A 22,219-nucleotide genomic window follows, 5' to 3' on the forward strand; every position below is an offset into this window, starting at 1 on the left:
CACTCTCAAAAGGCGATCACCATGACCTAAACAACAAAACGGCATTGATCACTGGAGGCAACAGCGGGATCGGCTTGGCCGCCGCACGGGCGAAGCACCGTTCGGCGCGCCGATATTGCGCAAAGACCAAGGCCGAAGGTAGCGCCAACGCTGTAGAGCCAACTTGTTGGCGATCTAAGCTTGATGCGGTGTGTCAGGCACAGAGAAGTCATCCACCGAGATATTGATGGCTGCGTTTGACCCAGCTATACAGATTCAGCCCCTCCCGAGACAGTTCACTGTCGGCGCGACGGCAGAGGTAGTAAGCGCGGCCATCATCCACGGTCAGGTCAAACAGTTTGACCAGCTCCCCGCTGGCCACATGCGGCGCCACCAACGGCTCGCGCAACAGCGAGCAACCCAGCCCGGTCAGTGTGGCGGTAAGCGCCAACTGTCCGTCCTCAAACAGCAATCCATTCAATGCAGCCGGGTGTGTGACCTCTGCGGCGGCGAACCACTGCGCCCAGGTGCCGCGCTCTTCGTCGTGCAATAACGGCAATTCACTCAATGCCTCGGGTGTCGCAATCGGGCTATGCCATTCGGCGAAATCCCGGCTGCAATAGGCGCCCACCGCGCCGGAGATCAACAGCTCGCTGTGATAACCCGGCCAATGCCCAGTGCCAAACCGAATCGAGATGTCCGCCGCGTCACTGGGATAACTTCGGTGATTGGCGTAGGTCACGTTAATGTCCAATCCCGGATTCTCCTGCAGAAATTCCGCCAGACGCGGAATGAACAGGTTGATGCCAAACAACGGGATCAGGCTGATGGTGACCTGGCGCATGACCGACTTTTCCCGCACATGGTCAGTGGCGCTGCGCAGTACCGCAAACGCCGACCGAATCGCCCGGTAATACTCACGTCCCTCGTCCGTCAGAATCAGATTGCGTCCTTGCCGGGCAGTCAACGGCTGTCGGAGAAATGTCTCCAGCAGCCGCAGTTGATGGCTCACCGCAGACGGCGAAACATCCAGTTCTCGGGCAGCACTGTTCACACCGCCATGACGAGCGAAGGCTTCAAACGTACGCACCGCACGCAATGGTGGATCGTTATCCAACTGTTCTGTATTTTTCATGTATTGAGTTTAAACCTTAATTCAATCTCATTAACAGCCTTCTGTTACTCAATGAACATTGATATCTATCCTATAGACCGTTCTGATATTTGATAAAAACAGAATAAATACTTACTGTGCATCATCAGCGTTAATTGACCGAGGGCCAGCACATGAGTATTCACGACGGCGAACTGGGGATTCTCGCCAGACGGCGGATCGAAGCCGAAATAATCAAGCCCATTTACCAGATTCTGCTGCGTGATTACGGACAAGAAAAAGCCGCTGCCGTCATTGGCGAAGCGGTGTCGCAGGCCGCCGTTGAGGCCGGCCGACAGTTCGCCGCGCGGGAACCGCAAGGCCCAAGTCTTGAGGGTTTCGTCGCGCTACAAGCGTTGTGGGAAAAGGACGATGCGCTGAAGGTCGAAATCATCGCCAGCGACGCCGTGCATTTCGACTATGACGTCAAACGCTGCCGCTATGCCGAGATGTACCACGAGATGGGTCTGGGTGAGATCGGACACTTGCTGTCGTGCAATCGTGATGAGCTGTTCATTGTCGGCTACGACCCCAGGGTCCAATTGGTGCGCACCCAAACCATCATGGGCGGCGCTTCACATTGCAATTTCCGCTACCGGGTCAAGGATCAGGAGCACACGGCATGAGTGTTCAGCCTTGGGTAAACGGCACGCGCTTGTGGGAGTCGTTGATGGAGATGGCGCAGATCGGCGCGATTTCCAAGGGCGGTGTCTGCCGTTTGGCCTTGAGCGAAGAAGATCGCGTCGGCCGCGACCTGTTCGTGCGCTGGGCAACAGAAGCCGGTTGCAGCGTGCGCATCGACGCCATGGGCAATATTTTCGCCCGCCGCGCCGGTCGCAATAATTCACTGGCACCCGTAATCACCGGGTCCCATGGCGACTCTCAACCCACCGGCGGCAAGTTCGATGGCATCTACGGCGTAATGGCCGGCCTTGAGGTACTGCGCGCGTTGAACGATCAGGAGATCCAGACCGAGCGCCCCATCGAAGTGGTCAACTGGACCAACGAAGAAGGCTCGCGTTTCGCGCCCGCGATGATTGCCTCCGGGGTTTACGCCGGGGTGTTCGACCTCGACTACGGCTTGTCACGCACCGACGCGGCGGGCGTCAGCATTGGTCAGGCGCTGGAGCAGATTGGCTATGCCGGGACAGAGCCCATGGGCGGCCGAGCCATTCATGCCGCCTTTGAAGTGCACATCGAACAAGGCCCGATTCTGGAGGCTGAGCACATTACCATTGGCGTGGTCACCGGTGCTCAAGGGCAGCGCTGGTACGAAGTTGAACTGACCGGCCGTAGCGCACACGCCGGCACCACGCCGATGAATCACCGCCTCGACGCCCTGCTCGGCTTTGCGCGAGTGGTGGAAGCGGTTCACTCGCTGGGGTTGGAACAAGGTGATGAAGGCCGGGCAACAGTGGGCATGGCCAACGTCTTTCCGAACTCACGCAACGTAGTGCCGGGCCGGGTCTTTTTCAGCGTCGAGTTTCGCCACCCGAACGAATCGGTGCTGGTTGAACTGGACATAAAACTGCGCGAAGCGGTCAAGCGGATCGCCCTGGAAATCGGCCTCAGGTACCAGGTGGAGCAGATTTTCCAATACGCGCCGATTGAGTTTGATGCCGATTGCATCCGCCACGTCAGCCAGGCGGCCACCGCATTGGGCTACACCCAGCGACCGATCATATCCGGCGCCGGGCACGATGCCTGCTACCTCAGCCGAGTGGCGCCCACCGCCATGATCTTCGTCCCGTGCGTGGACGGACTGAGCCATAACGAAGCTGAACACATCCATCCACATTGGGCCGAAGCGGGAGCGAATGTGCTGTTGCTGGTGATGTTGGCCAAGGCGAATGAGGTCGGCGACCATTCCATGCCTGATCTGTAGGCGCTGCCGAAGGCTGCGATCAGATGTTCAGTGCCTACTCTTGCGTGTCTGCCAAAAATCTATGTGGCTTGCCAACGAAAGCGTCAATGCAGGCGACCCAGGTTTCAGGTCGACATCAGCGGCGCGACTACGGGCCGCTTCGCAGGCAAGCCTACTCCCACAGTATCTGCGGCTGCTTGCTATAAACCGTGCCAATGAAACCCCAGAGCCGTCCCGGCTTTCGCCAACACGTTGGCTCTATAGATGGCTGCCCGCCCGTAGATCGTTGGTGAATTGAATATCGGTTTCGGAAAGAGGCCAGTACAGACAACACTGACTATAATTCGCCGCTTTATCGATTAAGGCGCTCAACGGCGCCTTATGGTTCTGCGCAGCCTCAGGCACACTGGACCTTTCCGCGCCCGCGGATAATGCTCAAGGCGGAGCTGAACATGAGTTTTCCTAGCACTTTCTTACCCTCCAGCCCTGCTAGCGCACTGCTAGTCATCGACATGCAGAACGACTTCATGCCCGGTGGGCAACTGGCGGTCGCCGATGGCGATGCCTTGGTGCCGTTGATCAATCGACTCGGGGCGTGCTTTCGCAACGTGGTCATTACTCAGGACTGGCACCCTGCCGGGCATATCTCGTTTGCCTCCAGCCATGCCGAGCGCAAACCGTTCGACAGTATTCACCTGCCGTACGGCGCACAAACCTTGTGGCCCGACCACTGCGTACAAGGCAGCCCAGGCGCCGAGTTGCACGCCGACCTTGATCTGCCCAACGCTCAACTGGTGGTGCGCAAGGGCTATAACCCGTGCATCGACAGCTATTCGGCGTTTCTTGAAGCAGATCGTTGTACCCGCACCGGGCTCGCCGGCTACCTCAAGGATCGCGGCATACACACGGTGTTTGTGGTCGGCCTCGCGCTGGATTTTTGCGTGGCGTGGTCGGCACAAGACGCCCGGGGCGAAGGTTTTACCACCTTTGTCATCGCCGACGCCTGCCGCGCCATCGACTTGAATGGCTCACTCGACGCCGCGTGGGAAACGATGCTGCTGGCCGGGGTGCAACGCATCGAATCCGACGAGGTATTGAGTGACCGTAATGATCACTCGCCCAGCGCGAAGTCTTTCAATGTGTCGCCGGCCAAGCGGTAACGCACCCACTCTTCCTGCGGCTGCGCGCCGATGGATTTATAAAAATCGATGGCCGGGGTGTTCCAGTCCAGCACACTCCATTCAAAACGCCCGCAGCCGCTGTCGTACGCCAGTTTCGCCAGATGGCGAAGCAGCTTTTTCCCGGCGCCCACACCCCGGTGCTGCGAAGAAACAAACAGGTCTTCCAGGTACAACCCCTTGCGGCCCTGCCAAGTGGAGTAGCTGAGAAAATACACGGCGAAGCCAATTGGCTGATCGTCCAGCAAACAGATCAAGGCCCGCGCCGGGGACGGCTCGTCGAACAGGCTGCGTTCGATGTCCGCCACGCTGGCCAATACTTCGTGTTCGGCGTTTTCGTAGATCGCCAGTTCGGTGATAAAGCCAAGGATCACCTCGGCATCGGCTCTGGTCGCTTCACGAATGTGGATACTCACGGTGTTTCTCCTGAATAAATACGTAATGCTCGGCAAAAAACCTGCGCCCGTGGCCCGATAAAAGAGTGGGCCGAACGCTCGGCACCGGAGTGTGTCTTAACCACCAGCGCCGTGCAGCATTCCATGCACTAAAAATGTCTCAGCACCCGAACCAAGGACTTTTATGGTCAGCAAAACAGACGGCAAGACCCCAGGGCTGTCCGAGGAAGAAGAAAAGGACGTCGACAAACACCAACCGCCCCGTGCGGCGGTGCTGCATGAAACCATCCGCTTGCAAGGCGATCAGGAATTGGAGCGCAGCGTGGCCGCGCTGTGGTGGTCGGCACTGGCCGCCGGTCTGACGATGGGTTTGTCGCTAATGGCCATGGGTTTGTTCAATGCGCGATTACCCGCGGGCGAAGCCAGCAAAGTGATTGCTTGCCTAGGCTATTCAGCAGGTTTTCTCGCGGTGATTCTGGCAAGGCAGCAGTTGTTCACCGAAAACACCCTGACCGCCGTCTTGCCCGTCATGAGCAAACCGACCTTGCGTAACTTCGCACGGCTGCTGCGTCTATGGGGCGTCGTGCTGATCGGCAATTTGACCGGTACGTTGCTGGTGGCTTACGTGATGTTGCATTTACCGATTTTCGACCCGAAAACCGATGCGGCGTTTCTCGACATCGGCCACAAGGTCATGGAGAACGACGTGAGCCAGATGTTCTCCAAGGGCATCATTTCCGGTTGGATGATTGCGACCATGGTCTGGATGATTCCGTCCATGGAAAGCGCGAAAATCTGGATCATCCTGTTCATCACCTATCTGATGGCACTGGGGGATTTCACCCACATCGTGGTTGGCTCGGCAGAAGTGTCGTACCTGGTCTTTGCCGGGCAATTGCCCTGGAAAGACTTTTGGCTGACGTTTGCCGGCCCGACGCTGGCGGGTAATATCATCGGTGGCAGCTTCATCTTCGCCCTGATCAGCCATGCGCAGATCCGTAGCGAAAGCGGAAAAACAAATGGCCCTAAAAAAGCTCAGAAGAACGCCGACAAGTAATCAAACACCCGGAATACAAGGGCTGTAGCAGTTTGTGGCACATACATCAGCCGTCTCTGCACAGCCACCTAAACTATTTTTTAAAAAGTAACCAAACATTTAGGGGCAAAATGCTACCCCTCTGCCGTAAACCTTTCAGGTATTTCTCCCCATGACCCGAATTCTGACCATCGAGGACGATGCCGTCACGGCGCAGGAAATCGTTGCCGAATTGAGCAGTCATGGACTCGATGTTGACTGGGTAGACAATGGCCGCGAAGGCTTGGTACGCGCCGTGAGCGGCGGGTATGACTTGATCACCTTGGACCGCATGTTGCCGGAAGTGAACGGTCTGGCCATCGTCACCACCTTACGCGCCTTGGGCATTTCCACCCCGATCTTGATGATCAGCGCGCTATCGGATGTTGACGAGCGCGTGCGGGGTTTGCGTGCAGGGGGTGACGACTACTTGTCCAAACCTTTCGCCTCCGACGAAATGGCCGCCCGGGTCGAGGTGTTGCTGCGGCGCCACAATCCAGTCAGTGAAGCCGAGACCGTGTTGCACGTCGGTGACTTGGCGCTCAATCTGATCAGCCGCGAAGCCAGCCGTGGCGATCAGCCCCTGAGCCTGCTGCCCACTGAATACAAACTGCTGGAATTCATGATGCGCAACACCGGGCAAATCATTACCCGGATGATGATTTTCGAGGAAGTCTGGGGCTACCATTTCGACCCCGGCACCAACCTGATCGACGTGCACATCGGGCGTCTGCGCAAAAAGATCGATGCCTCTGGCCTGACACCGCTGATTCGGACCGTGCGAGGCTCGGGTTATGTCATTGCTGAACCCCTCTAAAGGCTGGCGCTCATCCAGCAGCCGTCTGCTGGCGTTGTACAGTTTTCTGTTCGTCGCCTGGAGCGGCATCCTCATGGGGGTGCTGTATTGGGAAGTCACGGGCTATCTGAGCACCCTGGCCCGCCACTCGCTGACCCAACGGCAACACCTCTTTGCGCGGTTTCAGGGTTATCAACTGATCGATGCGCTGAACACCAGCGAAAAATTCGACATGCGCGCGGTGGATGCCTACGGGCTGTTTGACAGCGAATATCGACCCATCCGTGGCCCGGTCAACAGCATCCCTGCCAACTTGCCGCTGGACGGGAAAATTCATGAACTGAGCGACTGCATCGACTCCGACGACCCGCAGTTGCCGCAAAACAGCTGTGACGCAGTGGCCACCCAAACCCATGACGGGCGCTGGCTGATACTGGTGCGCGACAACGGTTCGCTGTTTGCCGTCACCACTATTATTTGGCACGCGTTGTTGTGGGCCATGTCCCTGACCATCATTCCCGGCGTTGCAGGGTGGCACTTGTTGCGCCGCCGACCGTTGCGCCGAATACGCGGCCTACAGGCCAGCGCCGAGTCCATCGTTGCCGGCGACATGGCCCGACGCCTACCGGTATCAGACCGCCGTGACGAACTTGACATGCTGGCAGTGATCGTCAATGCAATGCTCGATCGCATCGAGAAGCTGATGAACGAAGTAAAAGGCGTCTGCGACAACATCGCCCACGACCTACGAACTCCACTGACCCGCCTGCGCGCCCAGCTGTACCGCATTCAACAGCAGTCACCGGAAGACTCGACCCAAGCGCTGCAGATGGGCCAGGTTATCGCTGAGGCGGACACATTGATGGCGCGTTTTCGTGGCCTATTACGGATTTCTGAACTCGAAGACCACCAACGCCGCTCAGGCTTCGTCGAACTCGACCCGAGGCCGTTGTTGCACGAGCTTTACGAGTTTTATCTTCCGGTGGCTGAAGAGGCAGCCCTGACCCTGGATTTACGACTTGCCCCCTTTTTGCCAACGTTAATGGGCGACCGCGCGTTGTTGTTTGAGGCACTGGCCAACTTGCTGAGCAACGCCATCAAGTTCAGTCCTCTGGGTGGGGTGGTCATCCTCAGCGCCTACTGCGACGGTGACGGCGAAGGCACCCGCATCGAAATCCAGGACTCCGGCCCTGGCATCCCGGTCGCCGAACGCGACGCTGTGTTTCAACGGTTCTACCGCTGCGCAGACGGCAGCCAGCAGAGTGGCTTCGGCCTGGGCCTTTCCATTGTTGCCGCCATCGTCAATTTGCACGGCTTCAAACTGCACATCGACACCAGCCCTGCCGGCGGCGCCAACTTGACTCTTGAATGCCGCCGGGGTGGCGCGTTGGCCTAAACCGACGATCCCGCTGTAAGATTTGTATGAAAACCCTGTGGGACCGAATTTATTCGGGAAGCGGTCTGTCTGTCACACCGCGTGAATTCTTTCGCGAATGAATTCGCTCCCACTTATATTCAACGTTTCTGTGAGCCCATTAACCCGCCATGCAGGTGAAGCCCCGGGTTTTACCCAGTTGCTTGTTATGGTTGTTGTCGTTCATTACATCGACAAACAACGTCATGTCCAGCCGATGAGTGCCTGGGGTGACTTCGAAGTAACGACCGTCATTCAGCCGCTTGCCGTCGACGCGCTCTGCCATCAAGTCGCTCTGCGGGTCTTCCCGTAAGCCGATCCAAGCCTCGCTCGGATCTGGCTTGGGCACAGCGGCGCAGAGCAGAGCGACCACACTCAGCATCGGGATGAGCAACAGCGTTTTAGATGACATTCAGATAGACCTCGGCCGTTTGAAACCGTCCCCGGAAAGGTCGGGGTTTTCGATGGCTACAAGCTTGGCGAGGTACAGCCCGATGAACAAATGAATACATGTGAAAGGAAATTGAACCCCTCACTAACCATTTATTCATCTGGCTGAAAGCGCCGAGTGAATGGGCCTGGAATTGAGAGTTCAGGTTTTAGGCCTTCGCGAACACGTTCACTCCCACCGAGCACTGCGCTGGACCTTGACTTAGGGGGTTCCTGGCACCCCGTTTTTACTTAAAAATCAAACAACGCACGTGGCACGTCCACCAACAGTGCGTGTTCGACCTGCGCCGACCAGCCCAATTGCCGCCGCTGCTCAACCGCAGAGCCATAATCCATTTGCCCTTCAAACTGGGTGTGCGGCCAATCACTGCCCCACACCAAACGTTTTTTGCCAAACGCTTGAATCAAAAGCGGCATGGCGTCTCGGGCGAAACTCATGTTCTGTTCGCTGTCTGCGCCCAATCGGTAGATACCGGAAACCTTCAGCCACACCCGCCCGCTCAACCCCAGCTCCAATAACTGCGCAAACGCCGGTTGTTCAATGCCCAGCAATGCATCCGGGCGACCGAAATGGTCGATGACGATCTTGCAGTCATGCGCCATCAACGCGCTGATCAGTATCGGCAAGTCATCAACGTCGCGGTGCAGTTCAACGTGCCACCCCAACGCCGAAACCCGGGTAAACAGTGACTTCCACTTGGCATCGGTAAAGTCCGGAAGCACTTGACCCATGAGGTTTAAGCGAATGCCCACGACACCCTGCTCGGCCATGTCCGCCAGCGCCTCGCGGCTGACGTCGGCGTCGACCACTGCCACCCCGCGCAGGCATTGTGGCGCCTGGCGCAAGGCCGATAACAGGTAGCGATTATCGGTCCCGAGAAAGCTTGGCTGCACCAATACGCCATGGCTCAGGCCGTTTTCACGCAAATGCGTCAGATACTGGCCCAGCGTGGCGTCGTAATCCGGGCTGTATCGCCGCGCCGAAGCCATTGTCAGTGCGCGGCTGAAGACATGGGCATGGGCGTCGACGCCGAGCATCGGAAATGGGCTTGCGGGCACGCGAATATCAGGCATGAAACTCAACTAGAGAGTGAGCGCGGCAGAGTTCGCCGCGCCGTTAGCGGACGAAATCAAGCTTGGGCGGCTTGCGTTTTGTTCAACGAAACCTGGGGAGCTGCAGCTGTGGCGTCCAGCGAACGGCCTCGGGTTTCCGGCAACAACATGGCCGCGATGACCGCGACGCCATAGGCAATCCCGGCGTCGATACCGATGGCCGTGCCCAACGACATGGACTCGCTCATATGCCCGACCATGAACGGAAAAACCGCCGACACCACCCGCCCAAAGTTGTAGCAAAACCCGACACCTGCGCCGCGCACATCGGCGGGATACAGCTCGTTGAACAGGGCCCCCAGGCTCGCGGGAATACCGGCAGCGAAGAAGCCCAGTGGGAAACCGAGGAACAGCATTTGCGTGTTGGTCAACGGCAGGAACAGGTAGCACTGCACCGTTACCACGCAGCACAACGCAAACAGGATGATGTTTTTGCGACGGCCGATTTTGTCGATCAACAAACCGCTGACCACGCAACCGCACCAGAACGCAACGATGATTACCGCCAAGTAGCCACCGGAACTGAGCACTGACAAATGACGCTCGGTCTTGAGAAAGGTCGGCAGCCAGGTCATAACCGCGTGGTAACCGCCGTGCGCGCCCAGGCCCAGCAGTCCACCGAGCAACGTCACACGCAACAGTTGGGGACGGAAAATCCCGGCCATGGATTTGAAGAAACTCAGGGGTTTGGTTTGCCCTTTTTGCTGACGCTGGAAACTGTCGGGCTCTTCGACGTTACGACGCACCCAAATGATCAACAACGCGGGCAGCAAGCCTACTAAAAACATAACTCGCCAGGCCATGGCTTCAGGCACGAAGGAATAAATCAGCGCAAACGTACCCACCGCGATGCCCCAACCCACAGCCCAGGCGCTTTGCACCGTGCCCATGACTTTTCCACGGTATTTGGGCTGGATGGTTTCCGCCATCAGCACAGCGCCCGCGGCCCACTCGCCGCCGATCCCAAAGCCTTGCAGCGCCTTGACGATCAGCAACTGGTTGAAGCCGGTAACGAAGGCTGAGAAACAGGTGAATATCGAAAACCACAGGATCATCCATTGCAGGGTGCGAACCCGGCCGTAACGGTCGCAGAGCGTCCCGCCGATCCAGCCACCCAGCGCGGAGGTGATCAAGGTCACGCCGCTGATTAAACCAGCGTCACCTTTGCTCAAGGCGAACGCGGCGATCAACGCCGGGATCGCCAGGCCAAACATCTGCACTTCCAAGGCGTCCAGGGACCAGCCGCCGAAACAAGCCCAGAATGTCTTGCGCTCCCGAGCAGTGATGTCGCGATACCACTTGAACATTATTTTTATCCTTATTAGAGAGGCACGCTATTTAGAAAAAAAATTACGCAGCGGTCAGCGAATTTCCACGCTGTAACGGAAGTGGCTGGCATGTCCGCGTGAGCGGCGCCACTCCAGGGGCTGGCCGGCGTAGTTACGCGCGAGTCGCTCGATCACCACCACCGGGCTGTTAACCGGAATCTGCAGCAATCGAGCATGAACTTCACTGACCAAATCAGCGGTCAGGGTCTCTTCGGCATAGGCAATCACTTGGCCGCAGAACTCTTCGTAGATCGGGTAGAGCAACGGCCCTTGTTGATCGAGATCGATGTCCAAAAGCGCTTGAAATTGAATCCGTGGCAGCCATATTTCTTCGGCCAATACCGGTTGTGCGTCCAGTAACCGCACCCGCAGCAAGCGGATGACCGGCGATTCTGACGCGAGCCCCAGTGCTTGGGCGACGGCCGACGGCGCACTCATGGGCTCGATAGAGAGGATGCGACTTTCAGGCACTTGGCGTTCGCCAGCGACGGTCTGGAAGCGGAAGAAGCGAAACAGCGAGGACTGGAATTGTGGACGCCGAATGAAGGTACCGCGTCCTTGTTGGCGTTCGAGAATGTTCTCGTTGACCAGCATGTCGATGGCTTTGCGCACCGTGCCGGTGGACAGACAGTATTCGCTGGAGAGCGCGGCCTCGGTAGGAATCGCCTCCCCTGGTCGCCAACGGTTGTTGGCAATCTGCTGCGCCAGTTGATCGCGCAGACGCTGATAAAGAGGCAGACGGGCATCGCTGGAGAATTGATTCATTTTTATAGTTATCTAGTCATATAGATGAATATTGGATGCAGTATTCTCCCGTTACAAAATCTCGTCAAGTGCCGAACACCTTCGCTCCCACTGAATCTGTGGGACCGAATCCATTCGGGAAAGCGCCTCACACGACGCTGGATGTGAAATCCATTCCAAATGAATTCGGCCCCACACGGTTCGCCAAATGGCTACCTCGCCAATGCCAGCCGCGCTTCACGCTTTTTTTCAGCAACCCCAGCGATGTGCTCGACCACATACTCCGCGTCCCGAGCCACGCCGGAAAAGCGGCCCGAACCCCAGGTGTACAACCACGGCAGACCAAGGAAATACAAACCGGGTTGCGCCGTCACACCGCGTTGATGGCCGGGATGGCCGCGACCGTTGAACACCGGTGCTTCGACCCAGGTGAAATCAGGGGTAAAGCCGATGCACCAGATGATGCTGATGATGCCTTGTGCCTCAAGGTCCAGTTCGCTGCGTTCTTGCTCAGGCGTCCAGACTGGCGCGTAAAGCTCGCCGGCCGGGGCGTCGATTGCGTTTTTTTCGATGTAGCCATCGATGGTGGTATTGATCCGGTTGTACACCGCATCAGCGCTGTCGAGGCTTTCGCTGAGGTTGCTGGAAAACTGCAACCGCGTGCCCTTTAACCCGTCCAGGCGACCGAACAATTGCATGCCTTCAACGGCGAATTGGCGCAGGTCGATGTCGCGTCCACCGTCACGGCCGGTGACGTAATGGTTGGTGTTGTCGCGCACACCCTCTCGCAGCGGATGGGTGTCGACACCGATGTCGTAGTAGCCCATCTCAGCCAGCCAATCGACCACGTCCTTGCCGCGATAAAACCGTGCGCAACGTGGTGCATCGCCGACTGCCAGATAAACCTTGCGCCCGGCGAGGTGCAAGTCCTCAGCGATCTGCGCGCCGGATTGACCCGAGCCAACCACCAGTACATTGCCCGCTGGCAACGCCTGCGGATTGCGGTATTGCTCAGAGTGAATCTGCTGGATGCCTGCCGGTAAACGCTCGGCCAAACGCGGGATGATCGGCGTGTGATAACCGCCCGAAGCGACGATGACCTTATCGGCGGTGTACTCGCCTTTAGAGGTATGAATTTCATAACCGCCGTTGGCACGAGGCACTACGCGTTGCACGGTAACGCCTTCCAACACCGGGGCGTTGACCGATTGCGCGAAGCCGGCGAGGTACAGATTAATCTCATCGCGCTTCATAAACCCGTGGGGGTCCTGCCCCTTGAATTCCTCGCTGTAGGTATACCCCGGCAACGCGCATTGCCAGTTGGGCGTCACCAAGCTGAATGCATCCCAACGCTGGTGGCGCCAGGCATGGGTCACGCTGTGCTTTTCCAGCAACAAATGGTCGATGCCTTGCTGTTGCAGGTAGTAACTGGCAGACAATCCGGCCTGACCGCCACCGACGACAATCACGGCGTGATGAGGGGGTTTGACTGAAGTGAGATGGACCATGAGGGCTCTCCGCTGCTGAGATGCATTAAGTTAAAAAAAGGGATAAAAACCGGTTTCTCTGTAGATACCGTCTTGTTGGCGAGAGGGCCTTTCTGCCATCCCAAAAAACTCGCCAACACGTTGGCTCCTACAGGAAGTGTTAGAAAAAGAGAGGTCAGAACGAGCTCCAGCCGGCACCAGGAACCCGGCCACCGCCTTCGGTGCGCATGCTGAGAATTTCTACCTGTCCGGTGTCGTAATGCAGCGCATCGAGAACGCTGGCCTGGCCTTTGAGTGAACTCAAGGTGTCCATGGCCGAGCTGCAATAGAAGCCTTTGACTTGCTTGACCCGCTCCGAGGCGTTATTCAAAGCGCTTTCCAGGCGCTTTAAAAAATCCGGTAGCGGGTAGCTAACCCCTTCTTGCAAGTGGTCGTAGATCACGGTGGACGGTGAGTAACCGGCCGCTTCTTTGCCGTTAGGCCAGCGGACTTTGAAATTGACGGCGGGCATATCAATGCTCCTGTTGGGTGAGCTTTAAAGGGCTCAGGTCGTGATCGGGGTAGCTGAAGCCGGTGAACGCCTGCTCGCGCAGGTTCCAGAATGTGTGGTGCTGCTCGCCCGCCTGAACGTCCAGCGAACCGCTGGCGTTGACCTGGCCGATGCGTTCGCAACGCAAGCCTTCGAAAGCGAAAGCCGCCTGAACGTTGATCCAGTCGCTCTGCTCCAAGGTCATCAGGAAGCCGTAGCTGGGAAACACTTGCAGCCAGCGCTCGAGGTCGGCACCGGGAGGACAGGGCAAGGCGTTAAGGTCGATGGTCGCGCCGCAGCCGGTGGTTTCCAGCAGCATCAACAAACTGCCCAAGACCCCGGCGTTACTGATGTCTTTGGCCGCGTGCAGCAGCTCGGCTTCAGCCAGGCGCGGCAGCACTTCGAGTTTGCTGCGCAGCCGCTCCGCGGGGACGCCTTCGAAGGCTTTCCAATAGGTGCTGTCGGCATGCCAGTCGCCTTCAAGGTCGACGGCCATGGCGAGGATCTGGCCGGGCGCAACATGCAGGGTCGATAACAATTTGTGGGCGATGCCGGTGATGGCCACGGCCAGCGCAGTCGGGTTGCCGGCGGCGAGACTGGTGTGCCCCCCGGCCAGCAACAATCCGTAGGCTTCACAGGCAGCGCGGATACCGGCCAAGACCTGTTTTGCAGCGTCCTGTTCGTGATGCCAATACGCATTGACCACAGCAGTGGCGCGACCGCCCATGGCGGTGATGTCGCTGACGTTCGCCATGACCGCCGACCAACCGGCAAACCACGGCGCCGCCTGAACAAAGCCCGGCAGCATGCCTTCGATGGCCAGCAACTGAAAATGGTCGCCGCAGGCAATGGCGGCCGTGTCGTCCCCCGGCAGCGCGTAAAGCTGTTCCCGGGTCAGCGAGCAATGGGCGTCGCGCATGACCTCGGCGGGTTGCTGGATCGCCTGCTTGGAAAGCATGGCCGGTGTGCTGCGCAGGGTATCGAGCAGCGCAGCGAGATCAAGAGTGTCAGTCATGACGAGCCACCTTCAGCGGACGCAACGAGACTTGGCGCGGCATTAAGGGGTAGCTCGACAAGTCGGCCTGCATCAGGTAATGCGGCTGACCGAGCAGGTGTAGAGGCTCTAGGGTCTGCCAGTGCAGGCCGTGGAAATACGGTTCATTCGGCGCCTGCACCGTGGCGCGAAACACCTCGCAACCCAGCTCCTTGGCCCGCGACACCGCTTCATTGACCAAGGCTTTACCGATCATGCTGTGGCGTCGATAGGCCTGGGCTACGCACAACCGGCCACCAAACCACAGGCCGGGTTCGGGCTGATAAATGCGCACGGCACCCACCACCTGATCCGCCATGCCGCAACTGCCGGCCAACGCGACAATGGCAATGGCCTGGAAGTCGTGGCCGTCCTTATCCTGCGCCAACAGTTGTTGCTCATCTGAAAACACCGAACGACGCAGGGCGAAATAGGCCTGTTTCTCCCAGGTTTCCGTCGCCGGTTTAATCAGCAACTCGCCCGCACGAAACGGCTCGAAGGTGCTGTCGACCAAGGCAAAGGCGAGGTTGTGCATAAGCTGATGCTCCTCTTAAAAAACGCGTAACTGACTGACTTATATCGAATTAAACTGTGGGAGTTGGCTCGCCAACGAAGAGGACAGCGCAGCCCCCGTAAAAATTGCACCGTTTAAATCATCGGCGCGGCCACTGGCCTCTTCGCAGGCAAGCCTGCTCCCACAGTGTTCGTATTTGCTGCGCGACAGCGCAGCGTCGGAGACGAGTCGTCGAAATTCCAACGCACATTTATTACTCATAACTTTTCAGCGCCGAGCACGCGCCGCATTTGGCGCAACCGGCGTTGATCTGATCGGAATGCAAGCCATGACGACGCAAGCTCGCGCCGATCTGCGGGTACAACCGGGCCATCATTGCGCTGTCGGGTTTCGGGTGATTAGCCAACGGTGTACCGTCAATCGGTACGAACGGCACCACGAACGGGTACACGCCCAGGGCGCACAAACGCTCACTCATGTCGCTGATCGCCGCTTCGCTGTCACCGAGGCCGGCGAGGATGTAGGTGCTGACTTGACCGCGACCAAACACCTCGACCGCAGCGCTGAACGCTTCGAAATACCGGCTCAACGGGACTTCGGCTTTGCCCGGCATGATCCGCTGCCGCACTTCGTCGGTGACCGCTTCCAGGTGCATGCCCAGCGACACTACGCCGCTGTCGGCCAGGCGCTGAAACCAGCGGTCATCGTCCGGCGGCTCACATTGCGCTTGAATTGGCAGGTCAACCGCAGCGGTCACGGCGGCGGCCGACTCACACAAAATCGCAGCGCCACGGTCAGCGGTTTGCGGGGTGCCAGTGGTCATGACCATGTGCTTCACACCGTCTAACTCGACAGCGGCTTTGGCCACTTCAGCCAATTGCTGAGGGCGTTTGCGAGCGATGGTCTTGCCCGCCGCCAACGATTGACCAATGGCGCAAAACTGGCAGGACGTAGCGCGATCATTGAAGCGAATGCAGTGCTGCAACACCGTGGTGGCGAGCACGTCACTGCTGTGCAAAGTGGCGATTTTCCAGTACGGAATACCCTCGGCGGTGCTTAACCCGTAAAACTTCGGCACGCCGGGCATTTGCACCAGACCGACCTGCAAGCCTTGACGAAAAATCAGTGCCTGGCTGCCGTCGGCGGTGGGTTGCGCCTGATACGGCGAATCCTGTGACGCCTGATTGAGGATCGGCACCATCATGGTCCGGCTGCCGACACTCAGTGCCTTGTGGTCCGACGGCCCTGCCCCGCCCTGCCGCGACAAGCCGTTTTGCGCCGCTGGCCAACGTACGCCGTGGCATTGCAGCTCAGCCAATAATTCATTGGTTTGCATGATCAAGCTCCTCGGTAGACACGACGGCAAGGTGATGGGCGCTGCGTTCATGCACATGGGCGGTGGGCGTGCGGTCGATCAACAGGCTGAGCAGTTCCGGGCGGCTGTAATGGCCCACCGAATCCATCATTCGTTTGCGCTTGTCGATCAACGCCAGGTCCAAGTCGGCAATCACTGCGCCTTCGCCGGAGCGCAGCGGTTCGCCGAGCAACCTGCCTTCCGGGGTGACAATGGCGGTGAAGCAGCCACCCGAGATCGGGCCGAGGCTGCAACCGGTGTCTTGCATGATCTGGCCTTGCTGATCGGCGTCGAGCCATGCGGTGGCGTTGACCACGAAGCAGCCGGATTCCAAGGCGTGGTGGCGAATGGTGACCTCGATTTGGTCAGCGAACACCTCGCCCACCAGCGAGCCGGGAAACATCGCCGCGTGAATTTGCTCGCCATCTGCCATCAGTGCGTAGCGGGCCAGCGGGTTGTAATGCTCCCAACACGCCAGGGAGCCGATGCGTCCGACGGCGCTGTCGACTGCGCGCAAGCCAGAACCGTCGCCTTGGCCCCAGATGATCCGCTCGTGATAAGTCGGGGTGATCTTGCGTCGGTGCTGAATCAGGCTGCCGTCGGCGTCGAACAACAACTGTGCGTTGTAGATCGTGCCGCCATCGCGCTCGTTGACGCCGATGGACACCACCATCCCGGCTTGCTTGCACGCTTCGCCAATGGCCAGGGTCGAGGCCGACGGCACGCTGACCGATTGTTCCAGCAGTTTGAGGTGTTCCTTGCCCATGGCGAACGGCGGTTGGACGAAGGAGAAATAGGGGTAGTACGGCACCACCGTTTCCGGAAAGACCGCAAACTGCACGCCCTGTTGACCGAGGGCGATGATCTGCTGACAGACCTTGTCCACAGTGCCTTCGCGGCTATAAAGCACCGGACTGATTTGTACGGCGGCAGCTTTGATGATGGGCATGATGGGGGTCCTGATGGAGTGACAAATATCGGAAGGAGCCAACGTGTTGGCGAGGCGGCATTTCTGACAAACCGCGAAGGCCGCTCGCCAACACGTTGGCTCCTACGGACAAGGGGCGTTTTGTTTTATGCAGTCCAGGTATCGATGATCATTGCGCCTTCACGGCGCATCAGCAGACGCAGGTCCATCACGTCCAGTGGGTTGATCGGACGGATACCTTCGATCAAGGCTTTTTCGGTCTGGCCATACAGCGCCTGCAAAGCAAAACGGCAGGCATAGACTTTGCCGCCCTCTTCCATGAACTGGATGAGTTGCTTGTTCACCGCCAAATGGCCTGGGAACGCTTCAGCACCTAGGGTCGGGAAACCACGCTGCACGCCCAACTGCACGCCGGGGCCGTACAAGAGGATGGTGGTTTCAAAGCCCTTGCGCAGCAGACGCTTGGCCTGAAGCATGTTGACCAAGCCGATGGAGCCTTCGAAAGCGATGGTGTGGAAGGTGATCAGGACTTTTTCGCCGGGTTCGGCTTTGACGTCTTCGAAGACTTTTTCTTCGTAATCGACCAGAAAGTCGCCGTCTTTGTAATGAGGAATATCCACGGTTGGCATGTCGTCGCTCTCCAATTTTTTTGCTTTAGCGGCGGCCTGAGGTGGCTGCCGGGTTGCAAGAGAGAGAGCGAATGCCGTGCCAGGAAATTAAAATAATGTCTGCACTGACTTAAGTCATTGAATTAGATGATTATGCCAATCTGATACGGTTTTTTATCACGTATCTGATGCTATCGACCAACCACGCATTCACGTAGAAATACGAATATTCGTAGCGGCAAATCACGAGATTTCGTAATGAACACCGAAACAGACTCCCTTAGCAACTGGGCTGACCTGGCATATTCGTCACGGCACATGGTGTTTGAACACTGCGCCGAAGCCATCGTGTTGCTCAATCCCTACGCCGACCGGTTTGGGGACCTGAACGTCGCTGCCTGCAAGCTGCTCGGCTATCCGCGCCAAGAGTTGTTGGCGCTACCGGTGAGCAAACTGTTCGGCCATCAGCTTGCAGATCTGATCGTGTTTACCCAGGCGGTGCTGGACAAGGGCCAAGGCTGGAGCGATGAGTTGAGCTGCAATTGCAAGACCGGTGAGCGTATCGAGCTGGAAATCTCCGCCACCACCCTGCAAATAAAGGGCGAGCAGCAACTGATTCTGGTGCTGCGTGAGCTGAGTCAGCAGAAGTATCAGCGCGACCAAGCCCACACCGAGCGCACCATGCGTGGCGGGCTGATCGAATGGCGCAACATTCTTAATCTGTTTCAAGAGTCCGAGCGCGACAACCAGTTGCTACTGAGTTCGGTGGGCGATGGCATTTACAGCATTAACAGCGACGGCTTAGCGACCTTCGTCAACCCGGCGGGCGCGCGCATGCTCGGCTGGGAACCCGAGGACATGATCGGCAGAAATATCCACCGCATTCATCACCACACCCACGCCGACGGCAGTCATTATCCGGTGGAAGATTGCCCGATCTATAAAGCGGTGCGCGACGGCGTGATTCACGAAGGGCGCCAAGAAGTGTTCTGGCGCCGCGACGGCAGCAGTTTTCCGGTGGAATTCACCAGCACTCCGGTGATTTCCGATGGCCGAATCGCCGGCGCCGTGGTGGTTTTTCGTGACATCACCGAACGCCGCAACACTGAGAATCAACTGCAAAGCGCCCTCAAAGAACTCAACGTCCTCAAACAGCGGCTGGAGGAGCAAAACGCGTATTTGCAGGAAGAAATCCACATCGAGCACAACTTCCGCGAAATCGTCGGCCAAAGCGATCCGATTCTGAAGATCATCAAACAGATCGACGTGGTTGCCCCCACCGACGCCAGCGTGCTGATTAACGGTGAATCTGGCACTGGCAAAGAGCTAATCGCCCGGGCCATTCACCAAGCCAGCCGCCGCAGCGCCAGCCCGTTGATTCGGGTTAACTGCGCGGCGATTCCCACCGAGCTGTTTGAAAGCGAATTCTTCGGCCACATTCGTGGCGCGTTCACCGGGGCGATTCGGGACCGGGTCGGACGTTTCGAATTGGCCGATGGCGGCACGTTGTTTCTCGACGAGATCGGCGAAATCCCCCTGGAGCTGCAAAGCAAACTGCTGCGGGTATTGCAGGAAGGCCAGTTCGAACGGGTTGGTGAAGAACGCACGCGCAAGGTCGATGTACGGATCATCGCCGCCACCAACCGGGACTTGCGTCAGGAAGTCACGGCCAAGCGCTTTCGCGAAGACCTGTATTTCCGGCTGAACGTGTTCCCGATCCAATCCCCGGCCCTGCGCGACCGCGCCATGGACATCCCGCCACTGGCCGCGCACTTTCTCAAGCAAACCAGCCAACGCCTGAACATGCCCGGCCGCCGCCTGCGCAACAGCGACATCGAGCGTTTGCAACGTTATTCATGGCCGGGCAACATCCGCGAACTGCAAAACGTCATCGAGCGCGCGCTGATTACCTCCCGTGGTGCTGATCTGAACATGGACCTCCCGGACGAACCTAAAAGCGCCGAAAGCACCACCCTTCTGTTCATGCCGTCATCGGTCATGACCGACGCGCAACTGCGAGAACTGGAGCGCAACAACATGCACGCCGCGCTCAAAGCGGCCAACGGAAAGTTGTTCGGCAAAGGCGGCGCGGCGGAGTTATTGGGGATAAAACCGACGACCTTGGCGTCCAGATTGAAGCGCTTGGACATTGAGTTGGAGTGATTATTTTTTGATACGTTTTGCAACTTCACAAACGTAAGTGACGGATAACGTTTACCAGCACGGGAGAGAACGGCTGCAACTTCTGCGCAGCGTCAGGTTGCAGCAAGTCCTCAAGTAGAAGGTCCAAAACCCGATCATCTTCCAGGCAGAGTTCTGTAGGGTCCACTGCGTAGCTGTACAGCAATGCATCCACCATAGCCTTTCGAGCACCAATCAGGCCGCGATTACCGTCTTGAGTATCACCAAGATTAAGAACTCGGATACTGGTTTGTGCTCGCTCCGTCAAACCTCGAACCTTGCCCGACATTTCAAATATCAACTCGCTTTCGCATTCTTCCATCAACGGTGTCAGGGGCAGTATTTGACTACCGTGAGCATCCCCACACTGTTTTTTCCGATTGCAGCTGGCAACGATATTTGAAAAATCCAAGGTGCGGTGCGGAGCGCGTGCCTGAGCTTCCACATGTTCACTATGAGCGCTAACTTCCTCAGACGAGACTTCCTGACAGCAATAAGCACACAGCCCAAATTGTTCAGAAACACAGGCCTTGCGAATAGAACCCTTCACGCCTTTGTTACCTTGGAGATCTTGATAGCGCTTGCCTGGGTTTGCGCGCTTCCATGCACTCAGTTCCAACGTTTCAACTCCTTTTACGATCTTACGCACGCCGCATCCCCAGTTTTCTGATCAATAGTGCAGCTTTTGCTAACTCAAGATGCCCTGCCGGCAGCTCCTCCAATAATGATGCATAGAGAGAGGTAGCCTCCTCCACCTTGCCGTCCTGCAGCAATGAGTGCAAACCATCCAGTTTTTGTTGCACATCACTGTTGCGAATATCGGTATCCATCACACTCAGCAGGACCTGATTGGCATCTAGGCCATACAATCCCGGCTGCTCCTGGACATCACCGTCATCCATCACGTAGCACAACACATCCTTGGCATCACTGATGACCAACGGGGAATGAGTCGTCAGGAGAAACTGGCAGTTAGGAAACGTCGTGGTCAATTGTCTGACCAAGGTCCGTTGCCACTTGGGGTGTAAGTGCAGATCGACTTCATCGATCAAAACGATACCGTCTCCCTCCAGCGGATTCTTCAACGATGGATTCATCATGGCCAGCCGGCGCGCAATATCGCCCACCAGTGCCATCATGGACTTTTCACCTTGGGATAGCTGGGAGACATTCAACGTGACATTGTCTTTATCGATGGCCATGTGCAAACGCGGTTTACGCTGGACACGCAGGTTATTGAATCCAGGCATAAACGCCGCAATCGCGGATCGAACCGCCGTCAGTTGGCGATCACGGGAGGATGCATTGAGCTGAGAAAGCGCATGCCACAACTCGCTGTCTTGTCCGAACCTTCGCGAAATATCGGTCAATACGTTAGTGGGAACCCCGACTTCATTTTCCCCGTCTTCACGCTCCCTGAACCATTCGAAAAACCGGCGAAAATCCACACCGCCGTTGAGCGAATTATCATAACCATCTAACTGACCAAAGGTGTGCCGGGGTTTAATCTTGAGCGGTATCTCAAGCACAGATCGCTCTACTGGATAGAAAACTATCAAGGGAACCGATGCCTGATCGTTGATACCTAACATCGCGCGATAGTTGTCCGCCAGATGACTTACATCCGTCAATTGGCTGTTCGCATCCGCTTTTCGACCTTTTCGGACAGCGGTCACCGACCAGTCGAAATTATCGCGCTCTGGACTGAACTCTATTTCTACATCGCGGGCATAAGTATCGTGGATCGAGATGGATATCGATGCGGTACTGGCAGAGTTATGAATCACATCCTCGGCAATGCGATTTCCACTTCCCTTCTCGGAACGAATTCTCGCCACCAGCCAGCTAAGCGAGAGAGCAACAGACTTGAGCAGACTGGTTTTTCCCGCGCCATTATTCCCTACCAGCACCGTAACGTTGGACGCGTGCTGATGGGTCGGGGCCAAGGCAACCTGCAGATCGACAAAACGACCCACATTGCGAAGCCTGATATTTTTGATTTCCATCCAAGTACCCTTGTGGGGTTGTCCGACTAAAGCAACAGGGCCGCATTATGTCATTCCTTGCTCAACATGGAACGGCTGACGTGAGGTCGA

The 22,219-nt window shown here is 57.5% G+C and carries 21 protein-coding genes and 1 pseudogene; 7 read left to right on the top strand and 15 right to left on the bottom strand.

Features of this window, described 5'->3' with window-relative positions; all coding sequences use genetic code 11:
- Positions 1 to 208: 208 nt before the first annotated feature.
- Entirely contained in the window at positions 209 to 1,114 is a 906-nt protein-coding gene (locus RHM59_RS08125) for a LysR substrate-binding domain-containing protein (RefSeq protein WP_322286372.1), read from the bottom strand.
- 152 nt (positions 1,115 to 1,266) lie between these two features.
- Here RHM59_RS08125 and RHM59_RS08130 point away from each other — a divergent pair, with 152 nt between their 5' ends.
- The 3 genes from RHM59_RS08130 to pncA all read left to right on the top strand — a co-directional run bounded on the left by RHM59_RS08130 (position 1,267) and on the right by pncA (position 4,156).
- The gene (locus tag RHM59_RS08130) at positions 1,267 to 1,758 is read left to right on the top strand and encodes an L-2-amino-thiazoline-4-carboxylic acid hydrolase (protein WP_322286373.1); all 492 of its coding nucleotides are present in this window, start codon (positions 1,267 to 1,269) and stop codon (positions 1,756 to 1,758) included.
- Entirely contained in the window at positions 1,755 to 3,017 is a 1,263-nt protein-coding gene (locus tag RHM59_RS08135) for a M20 family metallo-hydrolase (RefSeq protein WP_322286374.1), read from the top strand. The genes RHM59_RS08130 and RHM59_RS08135 overlap by 4 nt, the downstream gene beginning before the upstream one ends.
- 431 nt (positions 3,018 to 3,448) lie before the next feature.
- On the top strand, positions 3,449 to 4,156 hold the full coding sequence (gene pncA, locus RHM59_RS08140; protein WP_322165112.1) for a bifunctional nicotinamidase/pyrazinamidase: 708 nt from the start codon (positions 3,449 to 3,451) through the stop codon (positions 4,154 to 4,156).
- Here pncA and RHM59_RS08145 read toward each other — a convergent pair.
- Positions 4,108 to 4,590 carry a GNAT family N-acetyltransferase gene (locus RHM59_RS08145; protein WP_322165113.1) on the bottom strand — a complete coding sequence of 161 codons (483 nt, stop codon included), beginning with the start codon at positions 4,588 to 4,590 and terminating at the stop codon, positions 4,108 to 4,110. The two genes, pncA and RHM59_RS08145, sit on opposite strands and share 49 nt — an antisense overlap.
- Before the next feature lie 163 nt (positions 4,591 to 4,753).
- Between RHM59_RS08145 and RHM59_RS08150 the strand changes: the two genes are divergently transcribed.
- From RHM59_RS08150 to RHM59_RS08160, 3 genes are all read left to right on the top strand, one after another.
- Entirely contained in the window at positions 4,754 to 5,626 is an 873-nt protein-coding gene (locus RHM59_RS08150) for a formate/nitrite transporter family protein (protein ID WP_322286375.1), read from the top strand.
- Between the two features lie 151 nt (positions 5,627 to 5,777).
- Positions 5,778 to 6,461: a response regulator transcription factor gene (locus RHM59_RS08155; RefSeq protein ID WP_322286376.1), complete on the top strand. Its 684-nt coding sequence runs from the start codon at positions 5,778 to 5,780 to the stop codon at positions 6,459 to 6,461.
- Positions 6,439 to 7,836, top strand: a complete 1,398-nt coding sequence (locus RHM59_RS08160; RefSeq protein ID WP_322286377.1) for a HAMP domain-containing sensor histidine kinase — start codon at positions 6,439 to 6,441, stop codon at positions 7,834 to 7,836. Before RHM59_RS08155 ends, RHM59_RS08160 begins: the two co-directional genes overlap by 23 nt.
- A gap of 169 nt (positions 7,837 to 8,005) precedes the next feature.
- Here RHM59_RS08160 and RHM59_RS08165 read toward each other — a convergent pair.
- The 11 genes and pseudogenes from RHM59_RS08165 to RHM59_RS08215 form a co-directional block, all read right to left on the bottom strand.
- Positions 8,006 to 8,266, bottom strand: a pseudogene (locus RHM59_RS08165) (hypothetical protein); the annotation flags it as partial.
- A gap of 269 nt (positions 8,267 to 8,535) precedes the next feature.
- Positions 8,536 to 9,378, bottom strand: coding sequence for an amidohydrolase family protein (locus tag RHM59_RS08170; protein WP_322286379.1), 843 nt, complete (start codon positions 9,376 to 9,378; stop codon positions 8,536 to 8,538).
- Positions 9,379 to 9,434: 56 nt separating this feature from the next.
- Positions 9,435 to 10,724: an MFS transporter gene (locus RHM59_RS08175; protein WP_322286380.1), complete on the bottom strand. Its 1,290-nt coding sequence runs from the start codon at positions 10,722 to 10,724 to the stop codon at positions 9,435 to 9,437.
- A gap of 54 nt (positions 10,725 to 10,778) precedes the next feature.
- Complete coding sequence (locus RHM59_RS08180; RefSeq protein WP_322165120.1) at positions 10,779 to 11,510, bottom strand: GntR family transcriptional regulator; 732 nt, start codon at positions 11,508 to 11,510, stop codon at positions 10,779 to 10,781.
- Positions 11,511 to 11,701: 191 nt separating this feature from the next.
- Positions 11,702 to 12,997: an MSMEG_0569 family flavin-dependent oxidoreductase gene (locus RHM59_RS08185; protein ID WP_322286381.1), complete on the bottom strand. Its 1,296-nt coding sequence runs from the start codon at positions 12,995 to 12,997 to the stop codon at positions 11,702 to 11,704.
- A 154-nt stretch (positions 12,998 to 13,151) separates the two neighbouring features.
- Positions 13,152 to 13,487 carry an MSMEG_0570 family nitrogen starvation response protein gene (locus tag RHM59_RS08190; protein ID WP_322165122.1) on the bottom strand — a complete coding sequence of 112 codons (336 nt, stop codon included), beginning with the start codon at positions 13,485 to 13,487 and terminating at the stop codon, positions 13,152 to 13,154.
- A gap of 1 nt (position 13,488) precedes the next feature.
- A complete protein-coding gene (locus tag RHM59_RS08195) occupies positions 13,489 to 14,520 on the bottom strand; it encodes a sll0787 family AIR synthase-like protein (RefSeq protein ID WP_322286382.1) in 1,032 nt (343 codons plus the stop codon).
- Complete coding sequence (locus RHM59_RS08200; protein ID WP_322286383.1) at positions 14,513 to 15,073, bottom strand: MSMEG_0567/Sll0786 family nitrogen starvation N-acetyltransferase; 561 nt, start codon at positions 15,071 to 15,073, stop codon at positions 14,513 to 14,515. The genes RHM59_RS08195 and RHM59_RS08200 overlap by 8 nt, the downstream gene beginning before the upstream one ends.
- 232 nt (positions 15,074 to 15,305) lie before the next feature.
- A complete protein-coding gene (locus tag RHM59_RS08205; protein WP_322165125.1) occupies positions 15,306 to 16,388 on the bottom strand; it encodes an MSMEG_0568 family radical SAM protein in 1,083 nt (360 codons plus the stop codon).
- On the bottom strand, positions 16,375 to 17,355 hold the full coding sequence (locus tag RHM59_RS08210) for a Nit6803 family nitrilase (protein ID WP_322165126.1): 981 nt from the start codon (positions 17,353 to 17,355) through the stop codon (positions 16,375 to 16,377). Before RHM59_RS08210 ends, RHM59_RS08205 begins: the two co-directional genes overlap by 14 nt.
- A gap of 125 nt (positions 17,356 to 17,480) precedes the next feature.
- Positions 17,481 to 17,963 carry an MSMEG_0572/Sll0783 family nitrogen starvation response protein gene (locus tag RHM59_RS08215; protein ID WP_297843590.1) on the bottom strand — a complete coding sequence of 161 codons (483 nt, stop codon included), beginning with the start codon at positions 17,961 to 17,963 and terminating at the stop codon, positions 17,481 to 17,483.
- A 237-nt stretch (positions 17,964 to 18,200) separates the two neighbouring features.
- Between RHM59_RS08215 and RHM59_RS08220 the strand changes: the two genes are divergently transcribed.
- Positions 18,201 to 20,105: a sigma 54-interacting transcriptional regulator gene (locus RHM59_RS08220; RefSeq protein WP_322165127.1), complete on the top strand. Its 1,905-nt coding sequence runs from the start codon at positions 18,201 to 18,203 to the stop codon at positions 20,103 to 20,105.
- 25 nt (positions 20,106 to 20,130) lie between these two features.
- Here the strand turns inward: RHM59_RS08220 and RHM59_RS08225 are convergent, their stop codons facing one another.
- Together RHM59_RS08225 and RHM59_RS08230 are read right to left on the bottom strand one after the other, a co-directional pair.
- Positions 20,131 to 20,772, bottom strand: coding sequence for a TIGR02646 family protein (locus RHM59_RS08225; protein WP_322286384.1), 642 nt, complete (start codon positions 20,770 to 20,772; stop codon positions 20,131 to 20,133).
- Complete coding sequence (locus RHM59_RS08230; RefSeq protein ID WP_322286385.1) at positions 20,765 to 22,129, bottom strand: AAA family ATPase; 1,365 nt, start codon at positions 22,127 to 22,129, stop codon at positions 20,765 to 20,767. The genes RHM59_RS08225 and RHM59_RS08230 overlap by 8 nt, the downstream gene beginning before the upstream one ends.
- Positions 22,130 to 22,219 lie beyond the last annotated feature (90 nt).

The sequence above is a fragment of the Pseudomonas sp. MH10 genome, assembly GCF_034353045.1.
Lineage (GTDB): Bacteria > Pseudomonadota > Gammaproteobacteria > Pseudomonadales > Pseudomonadaceae > Aquipseudomonas.

Coding starts and splice junctions, on each gene's coding strand:
- RHM59_RS08125 (WP_322286372.1), bottom strand. CDS start 1,114: ATGAAAAATACAGAACAGTTGGATAACGATCCACCATTGCGTGCGGTG.
- RHM59_RS08130 (WP_322286373.1), top strand. CDS start 1,267: ATGAGTATTCACGACGGCGAACTGGGGATTCTCGCCAGACGGCGGATC.
- RHM59_RS08135 (WP_322286374.1), top strand. CDS start 1,755: ATGAGTGTTCAGCCTTGGGTAAACGGCACGCGCTTGTGGGAGTCGTTG.
- pncA (WP_322165112.1), top strand. CDS start 3,449: ATGAGTTTTCCTAGCACTTTCTTACCCTCCAGCCCTGCTAGCGCACTG.
- RHM59_RS08150 (WP_322286375.1), top strand. CDS start 4,754: ATGGTCAGCAAAACAGACGGCAAGACCCCAGGGCTGTCCGAGGAAGAA.
- RHM59_RS08155 (WP_322286376.1), top strand. CDS start 5,778: ATGACCCGAATTCTGACCATCGAGGACGATGCCGTCACGGCGCAGGAA.
- RHM59_RS08160 (WP_322286377.1), top strand. CDS start 6,439: ATGTCATTGCTGAACCCCTCTAAAGGCTGGCGCTCATCCAGCAGCCGT.
- RHM59_RS08170 (WP_322286379.1), bottom strand. CDS start 9,378: ATGCCTGATATTCGCGTGCCCGCAAGCCCATTTCCGATGCTCGGCGTC.
- RHM59_RS08175 (WP_322286380.1), bottom strand. CDS start 10,724: ATGTTCAAGTGGTATCGCGACATCACTGCTCGGGAGCGCAAGACATTC.
- RHM59_RS08180 (WP_322165120.1), bottom strand. CDS start 11,510: ATGAATCAATTCTCCAGCGATGCCCGTCTGCCTCTTTATCAGCGTCTG.
- RHM59_RS08185 (WP_322286381.1), bottom strand. CDS start 12,997: ATGGTCCATCTCACTTCAGTCAAACCCCCTCATCACGCCGTGATTGTC.
- RHM59_RS08190 (WP_322165122.1), bottom strand. CDS start 13,487: ATGCCCGCCGTCAATTTCAAAGTCCGCTGGCCTAACGGCAAAGAAGCG.
- RHM59_RS08195 (WP_322286382.1), bottom strand. CDS start 14,520: ATGACTGACACTCTTGATCTCGCTGCGCTGCTCGATACCCTGCGCAGC.
- RHM59_RS08200 (WP_322286383.1), bottom strand. CDS start 15,073: ATGCACAACCTCGCCTTTGCCTTGGTCGACAGCACCTTCGAGCCGTTT.
- RHM59_RS08205 (WP_322165125.1), bottom strand. CDS start 16,388: ATGCAAACCAATGAATTATTGGCTGAGCTGCAATGCCACGGCGTACGT.
- RHM59_RS08210 (WP_322165126.1), bottom strand. CDS start 17,355: ATGCCCATCATCAAAGCTGCCGCCGTACAAATCAGTCCGGTGCTTTAT.
- RHM59_RS08215 (WP_297843590.1), bottom strand. CDS start 17,963: ATGCCAACCGTGGATATTCCTCATTACAAAGACGGCGACTTTCTGGTC.
- RHM59_RS08220 (WP_322165127.1), top strand. CDS start 18,201: ATGAACACCGAAACAGACTCCCTTAGCAACTGGGCTGACCTGGCATAT.
- RHM59_RS08230 (WP_322286385.1), bottom strand. CDS start 22,129: ATGGAAATCAAAAATATCAGGCTTCGCAATGTGGGTCGTTTTGTCGAT.